General features: G+C 44.2%; 9 protein-coding genes and 1 pseudogene. 5 read left to right on the forward strand and 5 right to left on the reverse strand.

Annotated elements, in window-relative coordinates:
* Both HMPREF9140_RS09425 and HMPREF9140_RS09430 read left to right on the forward strand, forming a co-directional pair.
* A partial coding sequence (locus HMPREF9140_RS09425) for an IS5/IS1182 family transposase (RefSeq protein ID WP_006953585.1) occupies nucleotides 1–299 on the forward strand: 299 nt, incomplete at its 5' end.
* Between the two features lie 134 nt (nucleotides 300–433).
* Nucleotides 434–1,078 (forward strand): annotated as a pseudogene (locus tag HMPREF9140_RS09430) (glycosyl transferase family 90); the annotation flags it as partial.
* On the opposite strand, the gene HMPREF9140_RS09435 reads toward HMPREF9140_RS09430, so the two are convergent.
* Together HMPREF9140_RS09435 and HMPREF9140_RS09440 are read right to left on the reverse strand one after the other, a co-directional pair.
* Nucleotides 1,050–1,580 carry an NUDIX hydrolase gene (locus tag HMPREF9140_RS09435; protein ID WP_006953590.1) on the reverse strand — a complete coding sequence of 177 codons (531 nt, stop codon included), beginning with the start codon at nucleotides 1,578–1,580 and terminating at the stop codon, nucleotides 1,050–1,052. The pseudogene HMPREF9140_RS09430 and the gene HMPREF9140_RS09435 overlap by 29 nt on opposite strands.
* 2 nt (nucleotides 1,581–1,582) lie before the next feature.
* Nucleotides 1,583–3,019 carry a sialate O-acetylesterase gene (locus HMPREF9140_RS09440; protein WP_006953592.1) on the reverse strand — a complete coding sequence of 479 codons (1,437 nt, stop codon included), beginning with the start codon at nucleotides 3,017–3,019 and terminating at the stop codon, nucleotides 1,583–1,585.
* Nucleotides 3,020–3,133: 114 nt separating this feature from the next.
* On the opposite strand from HMPREF9140_RS09440, the gene HMPREF9140_RS09445 reads away from it, so the two are divergent.
* Nucleotides 3,134–3,958: an alpha/beta hydrolase gene (locus HMPREF9140_RS09445; RefSeq protein WP_006953594.1), complete on the forward strand. Its 825-nt coding sequence runs from the start codon at nucleotides 3,134–3,136 to the stop codon at nucleotides 3,956–3,958.
* 77 nt (nucleotides 3,959–4,035) lie between these two features.
* On the opposite strand, the gene HMPREF9140_RS09450 is transcribed toward HMPREF9140_RS09445, so the two are convergent.
* On the reverse strand, nucleotides 4,036–8,511 hold the full coding sequence (locus HMPREF9140_RS09450; protein ID WP_018572145.1) for a choice-of-anchor J domain-containing protein: 4,476 nt from the start codon (nucleotides 8,509–8,511) through the stop codon (nucleotides 4,036–4,038).
* A gap of 493 nt (nucleotides 8,512–9,004) precedes the next feature.
* On the opposite strand from HMPREF9140_RS09450, the gene HMPREF9140_RS09455 reads away from it, so the two are divergent.
* Nucleotides 9,005–9,502 carry a hypothetical protein gene (locus HMPREF9140_RS09455; protein WP_006953598.1) on the forward strand — a complete coding sequence of 166 codons (498 nt, stop codon included), beginning with the start codon at nucleotides 9,005–9,007 and terminating at the stop codon, nucleotides 9,500–9,502.
* A gap of 120 nt (nucleotides 9,503–9,622) precedes the next feature.
* Here HMPREF9140_RS09455 and HMPREF9140_RS09460 read toward each other — a convergent pair whose 3' ends face one another.
* Nucleotides 9,623–10,501 carry a 4-hydroxy-3-methylbut-2-enyl diphosphate reductase gene (locus HMPREF9140_RS09460; protein WP_006953600.1) on the reverse strand — a complete coding sequence of 293 codons (879 nt, stop codon included), beginning with the start codon at nucleotides 10,499–10,501 and terminating at the stop codon, nucleotides 9,623–9,625.
* On the reverse strand, nucleotides 10,498–16,035 hold the full coding sequence (locus tag HMPREF9140_RS09465; protein ID WP_006953602.1) for an alpha-2-macroglobulin family protein: 5,538 nt from the start codon (nucleotides 16,033–16,035) through the stop codon (nucleotides 10,498–10,500). Before HMPREF9140_RS09465 ends, HMPREF9140_RS09460 begins: the two co-directional genes overlap by 4 nt.
* Before the next feature lie 1,806 nt (nucleotides 16,036–17,841).
* Between HMPREF9140_RS09465 and HMPREF9140_RS09470 the strand changes: the two genes are divergently transcribed.
* The gene (locus HMPREF9140_RS09470; protein ID WP_006953605.1) at nucleotides 17,842–19,179 is read left to right on the forward strand and encodes an efflux RND transporter periplasmic adaptor subunit; all 1,338 of its coding nucleotides are present in this window, start codon (nucleotides 17,842–17,844) and stop codon (nucleotides 19,177–19,179) included.
* The last annotated feature ends 1 nt before the right edge of the window (nucleotide 19,180 follow it).

Here is a 19,180-nt window from a genome sequence, read left to right on the forward strand (position 1 = left end):
AAGGATATGACTCGATGGAGAACAAAGAAACCCTCAAACGTATGAAACTCAAAAGTCGTATCATGCATAAGAGAACAAGAGGACATGAAATTACCAAAAGGCAGCAGCGTATCAACGTTGCGATAAGTAAGACACGCTACAAAGTAGAACGTACCTTTGGTTCTATGCATAGATGGTTTGGTGCAGGAATAGCAAGATATGTTGGACTTTCAAAAACACATGCGCAGCATATTATGGAATCCATTGCCTACAACTTATACCGAACACCTGGGATTATTGTGTCAAATTCTATCAGATAATATGAAAAAACACTGATAAAAGATTGTTATCTACTCAAAAATAACCTCCAACGGTATCTTTTGATCAAAAATATTTATTCTTCTAAGAGTGTATGGGTGAGAGTTGAGAGGATGGTAGGTTTTGCAGAGGTCTCGATGTACCATCGGTTGTGAAGAGTCGCCCGATTGTTGAAAACAACGCCAATTCGGTGCTTATGAAATTAGATAGAGTTCGCCACTTCCTTTTCGTGAACGATAGAAAACCATTTTCCGAGAAACAAAATATGGCCATATTCCGTGGATTGATAGGACAAGACGGAGGCCCGGATTTGAAACGTAATAGATTCGATTTCGTAAAGCAGTATTTCGGGCATCCAATGTGCAATGTCGGGGTGATAGACAAACAATATCCAGAGTGGTGCACGGAAAAACTAACTATCGACGAACATTTGAATTATAAGTTCGTAATGGCTCTCGAAGGCAACGACGTGGCGAGTAATCTGAAATGGGTTATGTCGTCGAATTCAATTGCAGTGATGCCGAAGCCAACGTGCGAAACGTGGTTCATGGAAGGAACGCTCCGGCCGAACTATCATTATATCGAGATTAGACCAGATTTCGCAGATTTAGAAGAGCGGTTAAACTATTATATCTCACATCCCGACGAGGCGGAGAATATCGTGCAACATGCTCACGAATATGTTGCACAGTTTCGTAATGCGCGGCGTGAACAACTGATTTCGCTTCTGGTTCTAAAGAAATATTTCGACTTCATCGAACGTCGGCTTGCCGTTCTATAAAAACAGTGACGGCTTTCCGAATAGATTGCAAACCAAACTGCAATGGATTGATTTCGTTAAGTGGAACCCAACGAGCATCGGCAGCATCATCGGCGGCCCGTAGCGGAGCGATACTTTCAACAGAACATAGGAAGAACGAGTCGAGCGTCGGGACGTCGAAACCACTGTAACGATAAGTGTTCGGTAAAGAAAAAAGAAATTCGACACGATTTACCGTAAGCCCGGTTTCTTCTTTCACCTCGCGACCTACAGCTTGCCCCAAAGTTTCGTTTGTGTCGCAGAATCCGCCCGGAAGGTCGAGCGTTCCTCGAGCAGGTTCTGAGTTTCGTTTAACCACTAGCAATTCCTCTTTCTCGTTAAGAATAATCGCAGCCACAGCAGCGCTGGGATTGAGAAAATATTCGAATCCACACGACCGACAATGTTTGCTCTTCAACGAACTTTCTACGAATTGCGCACTTCCGCAAACAGGACAGTGAGTAAATTTCTCTAGCAAATGCATAATTACCAATTATCGGTTCTGAACGGAAAAAGTGGTAGAAGAGCCTGATTATAAACATTGCCAAGCTGGAAGTTTCGGAAACAATATCGCACAGCAACCGGATGCGGTACTTTCTCACTACGCACCATAAGTCCTATTCGCCAGTCGTAAGCCACTTCAGCTTTATGAAATACTCGGTCGTCGCCAGCAATTTCAAATCCTTGAAAATCCTCGTATCGACTGATTCCCTGATAGTCGTTCTTCAGAAATATGATGCACGTGTCGCCCTTAATTCTCATCTTTTCAAAACGTGCGCTTTCACACCTGATATTCTCGAATCCGTAATTTCTATTCAGGGCGATTTGAGCCAATCTTTCACCAACAGGCTTCTTCATTCGCGGGTGAATCTGTTGCGTTTCCCATGGATAAACACAATCATTCGTGCAAACGATAGCCGAGTTTGGAATTATCGTTTGCGCTTTGAGTTGTTGCTCGCGAAGATAGGCTGCCTCGGTTCCGTTAGCATCGTTGTTATACCAGCATGGGGCAATCTGTACAAAATAGAAAGGCAGCTGTCCCTGTCCGAACCCATTACGCCACTGTTCAACAAGACAAGCAAGCAGATTAGCATAGTTCGGAGAAGGAAATTCGACGTTCGAGCAACCTTGATAGAAAAGAATCCCCTTGACCGTGTAGCCGAGAATAGGCGAAAACGTTCCGTTACCCCACAGCAGCGGACGATGATAGTCCCAACTATATTGCCTGACAATCTGTGCACTGTCGAGCGGTTCCGATGTTAGCGCCTGCAGATTCTCACGATTGAGCCAACTCTCCACACGCGTACCACCTTTGTTTGCCTCTATGAGTCCGATGGGAATGTCGAGTGCCCGATTCATCATCCGAGCAAAGAAATATCCCACCGCACTTTGGTCAGGAACATTTCTCTGGTCTACACATCGCCACGAGCAAGACGCGTCATCGAGCGGATTCATCGCCATACGACTCGGAATCTTGCAGAACCGAATCTTATCAGTCAGTCCGCCGGCTTCAATAATCGCCTCGTTGCAGCCTTCAACCGGACAGTTCGGAAAGCCTTTCAGCGGCATCTCCATATTGCTCTGTCCAGCGCAAACCCAAACTTCACCCGCAAGAACATTGTTAATCACCGTTCGCTCACCATCGTCGAAGACTATATTAAGCGGCTGATATGATGCTCGTGGTGTAGTGACATCCACATTCCATTGCCCGTCCTTTCCAACCGTAGTAGAGTAGATTTGTACCGACCATGACACACTCACCTTGACAATTTTTCCATGTGTGCCCCAGCCCCAAAGATGAACTTTGCTTGTTTGCTGGACTATCATATTATCGGAAATGATGTGCGGAAGACGAACCTTGGCTTGCAGAAAAAGGACAGCTGTTAATAGCAGAACCGAAACTATTAAAATACGTTTACTCATAACTTATTTCTATCATATTGCTCACAAATGTACTAAAAACTCTAAAGCCCCGCTCCCTCCTGCTTACTTTTAGCTAACTTTGCGCAACATGAAAATCAAAAAAGAAAGGATTATATGAAGCTCCACAAAATCATTCTGCTCGTTGGTATAACTCTTCTCACAACCACAGCAAATGCCCAACAAACTTTTGATGTTAACCTCTATAACATGCTGCCCGAACACAGCAATGGCGACCTCTCGGACACCGCCAAGGTGAAAGTGTTCCTGCCCGATGAAAGCGATGCAACAGGGCGCGCCGTAATCATTTGCCCCGGAGGAGGCTACAGCATGCTAAGCATCAAGCATGAAGGCTATGATTGGGCCGAGTTCTTCCAAGACATGGGGATAGCCGCAATTGTTCTTAAGTATCGTATGCCACATGGCAATCCTGACATTCCAATCGAAGATGCCGAGCAGGCGATGAAGCTCGTGAGAATAAATGCCACCGGATGGAAAATCAATCGCAACGATATTGGTATAATGGGCTTTTCATCCGGTGGTCATCTGGCCGCAACCTTGGCAACACAAAGCCGTGGTGATGCCAAACCTGACTTCCAAATACTATTCTATCCAGTAATTTCGATGACTGAAGGGTTTGGACACGATGGAACGATGATAAATTTCCTAGGCAACAATCCCAGCAAGCGCGACCAAAAGAAATACAGCGCCGATTTGAATGTGAGTAGAGTCACTCCGCGGGCTTTTATCGCTTTAAGTGACGACGATGACACCGTACCGCCATCAAACGGGGTTAACTACTACATGGAACTCTACAGAAACGGTGTACACGCCTCCCTCCATGTCTATCCAAGTGGTGGACACGGGTGGGGAAGTAAGATAGGTTTCCGTTTCCATCAGGAGATGATGATGGATTTCAAAGCCTGGCTAAAGAGTTTCTAGTATCTGTACCATAAAATGATTCAGGCTCTGCAACGCTAACTGTTGCAGAGCCTGAATTTTTTATTTCATATGGCTGATTACATAATAATTTGTTTCTTTCCGTTGACTATATAGACACCATGAAGACCGGAAAGAGTTGATGCTGCTCGTCGAACAAGCTTGCCGTCTATCGTATAGACATCAAATGATGCATCAGACAGTCTTGGGAGATTAATTCCCGTCACAATTAAGCTTTCAGACACAGGTGCTGATTCTATTCCATCGGCATAAACGGCTGTCACGCTGAACAGATGGTCGCCGGCTGTAATAGGGCCGTGAACCAAATGGCTCGTAGAGTTGTTGGATACTGTAGCTAGGTGATTCTTATCGAAGTAGACATTATATTTTTCAACGCTGCCACCACGCACCGAGTATGATATATCGTCGACGAGTAATCCGAAAGCATCTGTTGCCGTGTGTCGAATAGCAAAATATTTTGTTCCAGCAGGCAAATGAACTGTTTTCTCGGTCCATTCCATCGTGGCGGTGACTGTCGAGCCTATTTGAATGAAGCTTTCGCGTCGGTTATCGGTCAACGAGTATAAAACTTCGTAAGTTTCATCGCCATACATATTCGAAAGGCATTTTACAAAGAAGGTTGCAGTTTGTTCAACACCTGGTAGTTCGGGTGAAATGAGCCAATCGTCAGCAGCTCCTGTCACTGGGCAGAATGAAATAAGATATTGTTCGCCGGAATGAGCTTTATCACCATCATACATATTAGCACCAAACACGCTTCTTGGGTTAATTACCTGCCAGGCGTGAGGTTTGGCAGAGTTAGGATATGTAACGGCTCCCCAAGCGCTAGTTGTTTGTGCGTCGCCATCTATCAATGTCCACTGACCGAACGCACCTTCATGTTTAGTACTCGTTATGCCTCCGAGTGAGAAAGGTTCAAACGTGCCAGTATTTTCAAAGTCTTCTGTAATTACGGTTGTAGTTTCTTTTAGTGCCTTCCAGTTCATTTGAATACCGTCTGATTTGGTTTCGAGAGTCAAATTCTCAGGACGAGCGGCTTGCGAGGCAACGACTTCGATTATTCTATCAGCAGAGTTATCAGATTTATTTTCATCGGCTTGGTAAATTATCTCAGCTTTCAGATTTACTTCTCCGGCAGCTGTGAAGATTGTTGTTGGCATCTTAGCTTCGATAATTTTTTCATTCATAGGTTCCAATCGGTCGCTAAATTCTTTATCGACAAGAATCATATCGCCTGCAGAAATCTTGACTTTATAATTGCTGGCATCCAATTTACCATAGTTTTTCATAACAAGACGTACATCTACCGATTCCCCAGCCTTTACAGTTGCTGGCGCATTGAAAGACAGCACCTTCAAATTATTCTCGAGCATATCTGTAATGTTGATATTATCGAAAACTAGTTTTCCAGCCGTATCGAACGATTCGAAAAGACCTATTCGTATATATCGCTCGTTAGAATAGGCTGAAAGATCTATCTGATATGTTCGATAATCGGTAGACGGATTAACGACACCAACCATTGTCTCACTTCCATCAGGTTTTACAACGTAGACACCAACCGTATTGCCACTCGAAGTACCTTTTACATCAAAAGTAAGAGTCGGATGGGCTGCACCACTAAGAGAAATCTTCCCGGAGTATAGCTCACCGTATTCAGTATCGGTAGGCGAGTTGATTTCGAAAGCGTATCCATCTCCGTCAGAAGCGTCTGCAGATATTTTCATAGTCATATCGCTTCCGGTACCGTTGAATTTCCAATATTTTGTAAGCGAACCTTTTGTTAGAGTCTCTTTGAAAGGTAATTCGTAAGGCTTACCTACTAATAGACCGCTCATATGAGCTTCGCCAGCACCCGCAATATTCTTTGGCTGAACGGCCCAGAACATTTCACCTTGCTCTCCGCTATCGGTATTGAAAACGACAGTCGACTGGTTATCATTTCGTATAGAGTCCAGCTTCTGATAAAGAAGTCTTGTACCATTATATATTGCCGTATTCCAAACCAAGTAGTCTACATTCTCCGGAATAACCAATCCACCATTAGCTCCAACTGTGCCAACCTTCTCCCAACTTAATTGAATATTAGAACCGCCATCAGCAATCTTTATATTATGTGCATAATCAGGAACATCAACCCCTACATATACACTTTTTTCATGCTTGACTCCTTGCTCATCTCCAGCGAAAGGCAACAAGGCATAAGTGTGTCGTCCCAGCTCTACATTTATATCCTGATAAGTAAGATTGGTTCCAGGAACAACATCAGCGAATGTTTCAATTATACGATTATCTCTTCGCAATTCAATTTTTGTTATCTTTTCAGTAAGATTAGTTCCTCCTGCAGTTCGAGTTGGTGCTTTAAAAGACACATCGGTTCTTAGCTCACCTGAAGCATCAGCTTTTACATTAAGATTGGTAACAGAATCAGGCGATGTAGCCATTGCATTAACCTCAACCATAACAGAATCTACATAAAGCGTCCATCCATCACGCGTGCTAAGTGCATGAACACCAAAATTATATTCTCCATCAGTATTAACGGTAATCGAATTATTCGAAAATACAGTGTAAGTAGCCGATTTTAGTTCTATTTCAGGTACAATTTCAGTTATCATACTCTCCACAGATGCCCCTTTACCCATTTTTACCTCAAACTTTTCAGGATAAACCTTCGATGTACCCGCACGAGCCTTAGCCCGGAGTGTGAATGAATAAGATTTTCCAGTTTGCAAGCGTACGGGCGGTGAAATCAACCAGTCGTCTGCAACAATTTCACCAAAGGTATAGCTTGCCGAATGAGATTTTGAATCATGCACCCATGCGCCGCGTGTGCCGAAGTTAGATTCCGACCTATCGCCAGCTACGTCGATAACCGTCCAAATACCAAATTTATCCTTGTTATCGAAGTCCTCGAAGTATGGAACGATAAATGCATTGCCTAAACGTTCCGAATTTGAAAATGAACGCTTACTGTGCTGTGTGCCATTGATTGCAACTACTGCATAAGTATAATTTGTAAGCTCTCCAACAGTTAATTGCTCTTCAAAGTAAGTATCCGTAAAGTTTTCAGCAACCTTAACCTCTTTTCCATCGCTAATTCTATATACATCATAAATCACTCCGCCCATATAACCGTTATTCAAACTTTTGCCAGGAGCTTCCCAATATAAAAAAGCATTTCCGCTAGCTTTGTCAATCTCCAAAACTATGTTAGAAGCCGGTTCTGGAACATCGTAACCAATCCATTTCTTTAATCGAGCCGTAGGCGAACTTCCGACAGCATTCGAAACTACTACATCAAATGTATGCATACCTTCGCTAACACTCACAGGAACTGTTTGATTCTCACCTGGATTAAAACTACCACTTCCAACAGATGTTCCATCGATAAAAACTTCCCAATTAAGACTTCCGCTAATTGCATCACCGCCAAATGTTTTCATGGGAGCAGTGAAAACTACTGCACCATTCGTAGATTCATCCTGGAACATAACCGATAAGTCTGTAACTTCAGCGGGTGCACCGTCTTTTGCAGCTGGTCGACGTATAAGCATGCCGGAGAAAGTATATTTTCCTAATTCATGAAGCTTCGTAGCAGCTCCAGTTTCCAAATTCACCGTGTAAAGAGATGTGCTCTGTGTTGTCTGATCTGTTCCCAGCCAGTAAAAAGTATCATCGGTCTGATCTATTTCTCCGGTTTGGAAGAAAAACGTCCCTTTATCATCAGAAACAGTTACGCCAGTTGGCCCAACCTTCATTTCATTACCAGATTGTTTATCTATACGATACAAATATCCGTCGGAAGCCACACCATAAAGTACGCCATCCTTCGTAATTCCCAATGCACAGTAAGTTTTAGATGATTTAAATAGCGTAGAGCGTTTTTTATTAGGATAATCAACGATGCCGATTTCTCTAGACTTTCCATCAGCGCTGTAGAACTCTCCGTAAGTAGTCCCATCATCTGCTTGAGCGGTTTCAAAAGCCATGAGAGCATAGTTATTCATCATTTCAGTCGAAAGAACAGTCCACGACTCAGTGTCTATAGTGTAAAGAATCGGAGAATAAGTCCCGCTACTATTCCTGGAGTTAAATCCAGCGTAAATTTTTCCATCGACAAGACCTATTCCATTATAGAACATGAAATTTCCTTTTATGAGAGGAGTCAAATTACTCGGAGAATTAGTGTTGCAGCTAGAAATACTCCTGTCAGTGGCTTTCGACATACCAGGAGCATAAGTTACATTAACCCACAGCTCTGCTCCACTACCGGTTTTAAGTAATTTTGTAGGCCTGTTTGTCGATTGATAACCAAATGAACCAGTCATTTCCTTTCCTAAATAAAGCATAGGGTCTAATCCTAATGCTACTCTCTCGTCAGTAGACTCTTTAATTGTTGACTGACTGTTTTTCATCTGTGCAACAGCTGTCAGAGACACCGTCGCGGCAATAAATGCCAAGATTGTTTTCTTCGTAACAACTAACATAATTAAAAATTTTAGGTTTTTGTGCTCCGGAGTCGCTATAATCATATATTTCAGTAATCCGACACATTTTATAACAGCTGCTAATTTACAAATTATTTATTAAATCAACATTTTGACTGAAATATTCTATAAAAATATTGATTCAAGAATCTCTTTGAGTAGTAGAATTAATTATGCTATTAACTCCAATCATTTTTTAGTTTACGTCCATACGTATGGACGATAAATCAAACTTACTTTAGATTAACGAAATACTATTAGTTCGATAAGTAGAACTATATTATAGTTTACGTAAATCTAAAAAGTGATAATCCAAGTAAAACTCTAATTAACACACACAAAACAAATGATAAGCTAAACATACTTCGATTTAACATCCTGATGTATGGATGCTAAGTCAAAATATATATTACTTAACAAAATGAACAAAGTTTATACCTATAAAAGTTTGCCGATTAATAAATAGTACATATTTTTGAATCGACAAACCAAAATAATCGGTGTCAACAAACAAGCAACCGATTAAAAATAAATTAGAATGAGCAGAACTAAACGAAAAGTGATTTCCAGACTGGTAAACGGTCCTGAATTTAGCTTCGACGACATTTATATAACCATTTTCAACGAACGCCGCAAGTTCGACGAGGATGGAAACCAGAGTTACATTCCAATCGAAAAAAATTTTAAGCCTTCCGGAGTACGCATATTCAACAGATTCATCAAATACATGGCCGACGGAAACATTTCGCTTCGCGCATTTTGCTCAAAAGAAGGTCTATTATTCTCAGAGCTATCCACCCTTTGCTTCATCATGGTTGGAATGACCGCGCTAGAATTCAAATCAAACTGGATTGCCAAGCGAGCAGGCGAATTGCTTCGCTACACCGACCTATCTTCTACCCAAGTAGCCCGCATAAGTGGCGCCGGCTCTCGTGCCAACCTTTATCACATATGCAAGAACTTCTACGACATCTCCGCCCTCCTCTATCGCAACTTCGAGCGCGAAGAACTCGATTTAAACCGCTACCGATTATAATGCATGATTGCTTTCTCTAATCATTTTCCAAGTTATTCATAAGTTTAGCCTATCTTCTCCAGATAATTTATAAATCGATCAAGTTTTTTGCTTGATTGCCCTGATTAATTTCACAGTCAATCAGGAGTTAGAAGAGTATTTTTTGATTGCGTCACGACACTCCTCCATTAACCACTTGGGTGTGCTGGTTGCGCCACAAATGCCAACAGTTGATGCACCACTAAACCAATCCATATTTATTTCGTCCGCGCTTTCCACCTGGTGGGCATTGGCGTTGACACTCTGACATTGTTGAAAAAGCACCTTGCCATTGGAGCTTTTACGACCTGCCACGAAGATTATAACGTCGTGACGAGACGCGAAGGTCGAAATATTGGGCATTCGATTGGCAACCTGCCTGCAAATGGTATCAAAACTGCGAAATGTAGCCGTGGACGAGATATGGTCCTGAATGTAGCATATGATTTTATGGAATTCGTCGAGATTTTTAGTGGTTTGAGAGTAGAGATAGATATCGTTTGAGAAGTCGAGCTTCTTTACATCGTCAAACTTATCGATAACTATAGCTCGGCTGTTAGTTTGTCCGACGAGTCCCAACACTTCGGCGTGGCCTTTCTTTCCAAAGATGACAATCGACGCGTTGCCAGGCGTTGTTATGCTCTTTTCAAACTGCATCTTAATTCTTCTTTGCAAGGCCAGTACCACAGGGCATGTAGCGTCAATGATTTCAATGTTATTTCGTTTGGCAAGTTCATAGGTTTCGGGGGGTTCACCGTGGGCGCGAAGCAACACCTTCACATTGCGGAGCTGTTTCATCTGTTCGTGATTGATGGTGACAAGCCCTATTTGTTCCAGTCGTTCAACCTCCATACTGTTATGGACAATGTCGCCCAAACAATAGAGCTTCGTACCCTTTGCAAGTTCCTCTTCGGCTTTTTTGATGGCAGTGGTCACGCCGAAGCAAAAGCCACTGCCACCATCAATTTCAATTTGCATCATTTATCAACGTTGAACTTCACAGCCCCCGTACGGCCTGAATACTCAGGCGAATAGGCACATTGAACCGTACAGATACCGGTTTGATAGGTTCCCTCGCGGTCGACGAAATATTCTGTTTCGATGATGTGCTTACCCTTAGCCATTAGATCGAAATAGTAGTTCGTTGTGTAATCTTTCGGCGCAATGTAGTAACCCCAATGGTATCCACTGATCTGATTCAATGGCTCTAGACATGCGGCCCGTTTGTCGATAAGTTGCACAAAGTCGTAGTCGCGGTCGGCCGTAATAGTGAGTCGTATAACGATTTTGTCACCTACTTTGAGCTGGTCGGTTTTCTTTTCGGTGAGGATTTCGCGCTTCACCTTCAATCCGGCAGCCGATTCGGCCACTTCAGTGACAGGCTGGAAGAACTGTGCATAAACGGCTCCCCAGCTTGTTCCAGTGCTGGTTTTCTCAACGGTGAAGGTCTTCACAGGCTTTTGATTCTGGTCGATACTTCGAACGGTTTTGACATATCCCAATCCAGCCGTAGCCTTCGGCGTTTCGAGAATGCTGCCATCGATTTTAAGCACCGATTGCGGTCCGTTGTCAATGCTCCACTTGCCATCGTTCATGAAGGCCCAAACGGCATCAACAGAATTGAGCGGCGTATCCCAAGCCTGTGTACGTTTTTCCTGTAGTAACCAACGTTGCATTTCCTCAATGGTCTGGCGATCGGTTGGCGTTATGAGCTTCAGAGCTTCAATAGCGGCCACCTCAGTTGGAATCTTGTAGTCGCGCCAGCTGTAATAAGCATTCCGTGAGTCGAAATATCGTCCTTTCTCCTCGTTGTAGACTGTGTATTCCTTTATGCTCTGGAGATATTCCATGGCTTTGGCGGTTTTATTATGCTGCTTCAGGATTACAGCCGTTAATGCTTTTCCGTAAATAGTGAGTTCGGTAGGTTTCTTCGAGATTCGGTCAACGAGATAGCTTATGTCGGCAGTTTCAGGACGCTTCAAAAGCGCGTTTATGTAGACATAATTGCAGAGCTCATCGGAGGGAATGGCAGTGTATTTATATTTCTTTTCGTTCTTCTTCATCTCCTTGACTTGCCACGCCACTTCCTTGTCGAGATAACGGAAAGAAGAGTTAATTATCGACGTTACGCCGGACTCGCTTTCACCAGTGAGAATTTGTAGACGAGCGAGTGTTTTGACAACAGTGATTGTCATGTAGAAACTCGGTAGCATATCGCAATACCATGAGAAAGCACCGTCGGACTTCTGGAGCTTTTTGATTTCGCTGAGCGTTGTCGACAGTTGATTACGTATAGAGTTCTCGTCGAAGAATTGCATGAGGTTTTGTTTCTGCTTGGCTTCGTTGTTAGCATCGGCAACCCATGGCGTTTCATTGAGCACTAGTTCTTTTAGCTCCTGATTCTTTTGCAGGGCCGACATCATCGAGGTTTCAGTACCCTTCTCTTGCTTCCATTGAAGGATAGTTTCCTTGATTTCGGGCGATGCTTTCAGAATCTTTTCAGCCAACTTATTTGCATAGTAGGCCGATGAGAGCGATACAGCGTTATTGCTGTAGTTATAGGCTACATAAGGCAGAGCCTGAATCATAAGCCAGGCAGGGTTATTGGTATATTCAACCGTGAGCCGCTGACCGGTTGTTCTCTTCGGGAAGAGTTTTGTTAGATCGATAGTCTCGGTACCCGGTTGGTTCTGCGTAAACGGATGAGTGTTTGTAACAAATTCCATGTTTGGAAGAATGGGCAGATAGCGTTGCTCGCCATCGGAATAGTTATCGCCGACTATCGATACTCGTGCAATAAGCAGAGATTGGTCGGCCGACAAGGTTTGCGAGTAGTTGTCAAGCAACTTGGCAATAGAGAAAGTTTCAGACGCACTACCCTGTGCAGTAATAACCACTTGCTTATTTTCGGAATATACAACTGTATCGGTTTCCGGATCGATAAGTTCGAGTGTGCAGGTGCCCTTAACCTCTTTATCGGATGTGTTGAACAGTCGAGACGAGATTGTCGCAGCATCTCCACGCCGTACAAATCGCGGAATATTGGGTTGCACCATCACAGTTTTCTGCGCCACTGCTTCGTCTTCAATCGCACCGTTATTAAGGTCTTCATCGTGTGCTACGCCAATGAATCGCCATGTGGTGAGACTTTCGGGAAGAGTGAACTTGATACTGATGTTGCCCTCGGAATCGGTTTGCAGTTGCGGATAGAAGAACGCTGTTTCGTTGAGGTTTTCGCGTAGCTGAACATCCTTCTTTAGCTTGGTATCAGATTTCTGCACTTCATCTTTCTTTATAACTGGAGCAGTGAATTTAATCTTTGCACGGGTTTCATAAGCATCTTCCGATTTATTGAAATCTTCATTAGATTCTACAGAGTCATATGCTACATCTTTCATCGGAGCGTAAGCATTGACGGTAATACCTGCTAGATTCCCCTGCAATTGTCTATTTATGTAACCATAACGGAATCCGCTCTCGGACTCAAAACCATCCAGGAATCTGATATCGAAGCCTGCGAACGACAGATTCCCAACCGACTGATAAGAGATATTTGCCGAAGACGAGACATTCAGCATCTGTCTGTAATAGGTGTTCCAACTGGTTTGAGGGATATTATCATAGAATGATGGCGACAATGACCACGAATGTGCCAGAATCTGGTCGAGGCTCTTATCGTAGAGCGTTGCCATGAGCTGGGCATCGGCTGCCTTACCATCAGGACGCTGAATGGTGACAGTCCACTCCTCTTTCTGACCTGGTGTGAGTTTGTTGCGGAAAGTTTTCCACTTTACAAGCAGGCGTTTGTCGGGCAGCGGACGAGCGATGGAATGCGAGTGCCTGTATAATTCTCCATCCTTCACCCAGGCCACGTTAAGCGTTATGCCGTCACCATATTCTTCCTTATAAGTAAAGGTACGGGTGGTGATAGCGTTACTCTGGTCGAACGCGCCGGTTTCAATGATTTTGTTTCCGGAGTAGATGGAATAGACCACGTGCTGATTGGCATCGGTCGAACCCATTTGGATGTAGACCGGCTTACCGTCGTTCGAGAATCTTGAATCGGTAGCATAGAACCAGTCGTGCGTTTCGATTACCGGTCTGCGGTCGGTGAGCGAGAACACATAGAAGTCGGTGTCGAGTGTGTCTTTTCCGCACAAGGCGTGCAAATGATAGCGTCCCGAAGTCATCGGTTTGAGCTGCACGGGTTTGTTGGCTTCAGCCGTAGCATAATTCTTATAAGGATCCTTAGCCTTAAAGTCGGCGTATGGCACGATGGCATATTTAACCTGTCCTTCGAGCTGCTTACCGGCCGCATTGAGATAATTAAAGGTTACAGATTTCAGTTCATCTTTAAGATTCTTCTCTTTCATGTTACTGCTGAAAGCCGTGGGTTGCGTTCCGAGCGGAAGCGAAGCATACCCCTGTCGCGATTCGCCGGCAAGGTCGGTTACATCGGCATTGACTTCAAAGTTGAAGAATCGAGCATAATGATATTCACTATTTTCTTCGGGAATGACGAAAGGTAGCGTCACGGTGAATTCGCCCTGGGCATCGGTTTTCACGTCGTCCTCGAACACTTGTTCATCGTTGTCTGGGGAGCGCCACCACCAGAAGGCTTGCTGACGATTCACGGTATAGTGCACCTTAGCGTTCTGAACCGGTACGCCGGCAAAGCTTTTTGCTCGTCCTTTAAGTTTAATGGTGTCGCCGGCGGTATAGGCTTCTTTATATTCGTCGAAAGTCACCTCGAATGTGGGACGTTTATATTCCTCGACGTTGAAACTTGCCGAACCGTTCAATCCTATTTTGGCAATAACGGAGAACGAACCGGTTAATCCGCTGCTCGGTAAATCAAATGAGGTCGACGCCGTTCCGAATCGGTCGGTTGTCACCTTATTGCTTGCTACGATTTCATAGTTAGCGTTGCGCAGTTCTATTTCGAAGGTCTGTCCGGCTTGCACTCTTGTTTTCAGTTCACTATTCGAATAATGGTAAACCACTGCTGCAACGTTGACTTTCTGTCCGGGCCGATAGATTACTCGGTCGGTGAAGACTCTTGACGTAACATTGCTCACAGAATAATTGCTATAGGAGAAGTTGTTATATATGCCGGCTATTTTGCATCCCCTGTCTTTATCGGTATAAACATAAACGGTATATGGTCTATCTTCTTTTAGATTAAAGATTGCCTCGCCGTCTTTATTTGCGGTTAGAATTTCGGTGTAGGCTTTTCGTTTATATCGTTCATCGAAAAAGAGCTTCAGCTTGGCGCCCGGCACGGGCTGACCGCTGGAGGCATCGACAACCACATATCGTATTTTATTTTTCGCCTGTTGTTCGGTCATCAAGAACAGGTTCGATGAATATAGCAATCGATATATAGATGGCATATTTTTCGTCGACGATTCGAACTTAACCAAATAAACGCCTTCCTTGAGTGCCGGAAGCTGAATAGAATCTTCGAAGAATTCATAAGCTTCGTGTCCCGAATAGGTGCGTTTAAAAACATGCTGTGTTTCGGGCTGCAGTTCTTTCTTGATTTTCTCTAGCTCCTTATTATATTCCGGATTCAGAGTTGTACTACCGTCCAGTTTTGTTCGAGTGATGGTGAGCGTCAGGTCTTTTATGTTCCTCATATTCACAAAGAGCTTCTGGTCGTTCTTTCCGGCAATAATCTGCGCTCCTATAGCTTTCGTTCCAAACGTGGGATTCGTTAGTTCTTTCCGTTCATTGGCGAGCGCTTTTATTCCCTGCCACGATTTCCATCGTTCAAGGCTTTCGTCGATGAACTTGATGAGTTCCTTGTTTGTTTTATCTTCTTTGATTACGTCATATTTTCTCACAGCTACTTCGCCGCATATCGGCAGGTCGCCATAGAGTTTTATAATCGAGTCGAGCCGCGAGAGTTCGTCTTTCTTATCTCTGACCATGAGCAACGCTGTGTAGCACGCCGCCTCTCTGTTGCCCCGCGCCACATAGAAACGGTTGAGCGCGGCATAGTTCTCGACTTCCATACCGATGACGTGTAGAAGGTCGTTGGCGAAAATATTATCGTCGGTACCTTTCGCGATGAGCGGATTGAATTCCGACATCTTATGCTGCGCCAACAGCTCGGGATGTTCGAGTGCTTTCTTATAATAATCGTCTTTATTCTCGCTCTCGTCGAATTCGAAGAGCCTTCCCAGCGCACAGTTATACACGGCTCCGAGCACGGCATCTTTCTTCTCCGATTCGGCAACTCGCTTCTTGAGATATTCCTTTTGCGTGGCTGCTGAGTCGGGCGAAATTTGAGTCCACAAACTAGACGAAAGCAGTTCGGCAGCCAGCAGATTTCCGTACGATTTCTCGCGGGCGGCCTTACTTCTAATTTTTTCGAGCACTTTGATTTGCGTTTTCGGCAAATCTTTGTTTTCCGCTTCTTTCACCTGCTTCCACAGCACCTCGTAGGTTTGGCCCCACAGTGTAAACGGTGTTGAAAGCATCATCAACAGAGAGATTAAGATTTTCTTCATGATGTATTTTATTTTCTGAATTGTGTCATTAATAAGTTAGTGTTGGCGAATGCAAAGATAGCGCAATAAAGCTCGCTTTGAATTGCCGAGACAAAGGTAATGCAAACGTCAGCCACAAGAATAAATCTTCGAATAGTGCCCTCCGTGTTACGCTAAAAGAAATGCAACGCTCATCGCGCCATTGCCTATGTGAGGCCGAAAATCACGCAAATCTACATTAATCGGGATTGCTTTTGTGCACACAAACGTTCGAGTTGGCATCCGCGGAGTAGTGAACATGGAATACGAATTTAAATCGGGTGTGCGCAACGGCTCGACATGGCACGAGCTATCGTTTTCAGCAATTAAAGAGCTTGCGAGAGCCTTAACGAGGATGTATTTGCGTCGGTTTTACCGCCGAGATGCGCATAAAACGTTCTTGCAGACTGTGTCAGAGTCCATTTTATCCTGAAAAATATCGTCGCCGACTATACAAAAACATTTTAAGCTCCGGCGACATCGTCGCTACGACTTAAAACTTATTTTTTATGCTGGCGACATCGTCGCCGGGACTTAAAAATTTATTTATGTTAAGGCGACGATGTCGCTTTAACTTATATTTTATTTTAAATGCTGGCGACGATGTCGCTGAAACAGAAAATAAGTTTTACGTCTCGGCGACACCGTCGCCTTAACATAAATAAATTTTTAACTGCTAGCGACACCGTCGCCTTAACTTATATTTTATTTCAACCCGCGGCGACGATGTCGCCTTAACTTATATTTTATTTTAAGTGCTGGCGACGATATCGCCAGCATATAAAATTTATTTCTTGTCCTAGCGACGATGTCGCCGATAACAAAAATAAATTATAAGTCGTGGCGACGCCGTCGCTATTACATATTATAAGTTTTAAATCCCATCGACAGCATCACTAATAACTAAAATAAGTTTTAAGTCGTAGCGACGATGTCGCCGGAGCTTAAAATGTTTCTGTATATAGTCGGCGACGATATTTTTCAGGATAGAATGGACTCTGACACAGTCTGCAAGAACATTTTATGCGCGCCTCGGCAGTAAAACCGACGCAAATACATCCTCGTTAAGGCTCTCGCAAGCTCTTTAATTGCTAAAAACGATAGCTCATGCCATGTCGAGCCGTTGCGCACACCCGATTTAAATTCGTATTCCATGTTCACTATTCCGCGGAGACCAACTCGAACGTTTGTGTGCACAAAACAATACTCACACTGTCACGGCAAAACCTACAAATAAACTTATCGCCCTTCGTGCTGAGCCAATTCTATACGTGAGTTCGGTTTAAGAACCGGCTGGATGCCTCCGATGAGCCAATGGGTAACAACGGATGCCACTCGGGCATAATGCCCGCATGTAGGGACAGACCCCGTGTCTGTCCGAGCCCCACGCCAATTCGATTTTACCGACCGCATAACATATTTCCCACTGTCATTCGGGTGCGGACAGACACGGGGTCTGTCCCTACATGCGGGCTAGCGCCCGAGTGGGAGACTTTATTAAACCGAATTCACATAATTCTATGATTTCACGAAAGAGATTCCGGTCGAGCAACCCGTCTGCTTCCGAAAAAAGCGTGCTCATCATTCCGCCCTCCAATCATCCATGAAACTCATGGTTTATAAGACGTTTAGAGCACCTGCGTAATTATTGTTAAATGAAATAGCGCGAGGAAAGCTTTAAATTTTATGGGTTACTTTTGCATGCAAAACCCACAGACAGGTTTTGAGTTTTTCTTCTTAAGGATATCCAAGCATAAATCAGATTATAATTTTAGATAATAAACAGGTATGAGAATTAATAACTTAACTCTGTGCGCCGGCATTGCCCTCGCATTGTTCAGCAGTTGTGGAAGCAGTAAACGAACACTGCCCACAAGCGACGAATTTCCAGTAATTACCATCGGCGCATCAAATGCACAGTTGAAGACCACTTATCCAGCCACCATAAAAGGCATTCAGGATGTTGAGGTTCGACCGAAAGTGAGCGGATTCATCACAAAACTCTACATCCACGAGGGCGAAGCCGTTCGTGCAGGTCAACTCCTTTTCGTAATCGATAATTCAACCTTCCAGGCTGCTGTGGAGCAGGCACAAGCACAGGTTAATTCGGCCCAGAGCGCAGTAAGTCAGGCCAAAGCCAGAGTAGTTCAGGCCAATGCATCCCTGACTTCGGCACAAGCCCAGGCAGCAACAGCCAAGCTAACCTATGACAACAGTAAGAGCCTCTATGCAAGTAAGGTCATCGGCGACTATGAATTGCAAACAGCCAAGAATACTTACGAAACCGCAATGGCCGCAATCAACCAGGCCAACAGCGGCATTGTGTCGGCCAGAGCGGCCGTTAACCAGGCCGAGTCGGGCGTGAAGCAAGCACAAGCCATGCTTTCGAGCGCAAAGGACAACCTGTCGTTCTGCTATGTCAAGAGTCCCACAACAGGATATGTGGGTAGTTTGCCTTATAAAGAAGGTGCGCTCGTAAGCCCATCGATTGCACAGCCCGTGACCACGATTAGCAACGTGTCGACAATGGAAGTTTATTTCTCGATGACCGAGGCCGATGTTCTGAAACTAAGTCGTTCGAACAACGGACTGAACAACGCCATCAAATCCTTCCCATCGGTTAGCTTGAAACTTGCCGACGGTTCGATATACAACCACGAAGGAACAATCGTAAAGACCAGCGGAATAATTAATCCCTCAACAGGAACAGTGAGCGTGATTGCTCGTTTTGCCAATCCGGAGCATCTGCTCAAAAGCGGCGGAAGCGGTCAGATAATCATCGCCCGAAGCGACAACAACGTACTGCAGATTCCACAAGATGCAACAACCCAGGTACAAGACAAGATATTCGTGTATAAGGTCGACAGCGAAAATAAGCTTCACTACAGCGAAATCACCGTTAATCCGCAAAACGACGGAGTGAAATACATCGTGACCAGCGGACTGAAAATGGGCGAGAGAATCGTCACCAAAGGCCTCACCACCTTGCAGGACGGAATGACCATCAAACCCGTCTCGGAAGCCGAATATGAAGCAATCATCAAAAAAGCCGAAGGACTTGGCGAAAAACAGAAAACCGCTGCCGGATTCATTGAAGCAATGACAAGTGGTGAGAAAAAGAAATAGT

This window comes from Prevotella micans F0438 (assembly GCF_000243035.1).
Lineage (GTDB): Bacteria > Bacteroidota > Bacteroidia > Bacteroidales > Bacteroidaceae > Prevotella > Prevotella micans.

Excerpts from the sequence above, each read along its gene's own strand:
- HMPREF9140_RS09435 (WP_006953590.1), bottom strand. The coding sequence starts at position 1,580 with ATGCATTTGCTAGAGAAATTTACTCACTGTCCTGTTTGCGGAAGTGCG.
- HMPREF9140_RS09440 (WP_006953592.1), bottom strand. The coding sequence starts at position 3,019 with ATGAGTAAACGTATTTTAATAGTTTCGGTTCTGCTATTAACAGCTGTC.
- HMPREF9140_RS09445 (WP_006953594.1), top strand. The coding sequence starts at position 3,134 with ATGAAGCTCCACAAAATCATTCTGCTCGTTGGTATAACTCTTCTCACA.
- HMPREF9140_RS09450 (WP_018572145.1), bottom strand. The coding sequence starts at position 8,511 with ATGATTATAGCGACTCCGGAGCACAAAAACCTAAAATTTTTAATTATG.
- HMPREF9140_RS09455 (WP_006953598.1), top strand. The coding sequence starts at position 9,005 with ATGAGCAGAACTAAACGAAAAGTGATTTCCAGACTGGTAAACGGTCCT.
- HMPREF9140_RS09460 (WP_006953600.1), bottom strand. The coding sequence starts at position 10,501 with ATGATGCAAATTGAAATTGATGGTGGCAGTGGCTTTTGCTTCGGCGTG.
- HMPREF9140_RS09465 (WP_006953602.1), bottom strand. The coding sequence starts at position 16,035 with ATGAAGAAAATCTTAATCTCTCTGTTGATGATGCTTTCAACACCGTTT.
- HMPREF9140_RS09470 (WP_006953605.1), top strand. The coding sequence starts at position 17,842 with ATGAGAATTAATAACTTAACTCTGTGCGCCGGCATTGCCCTCGCATTG.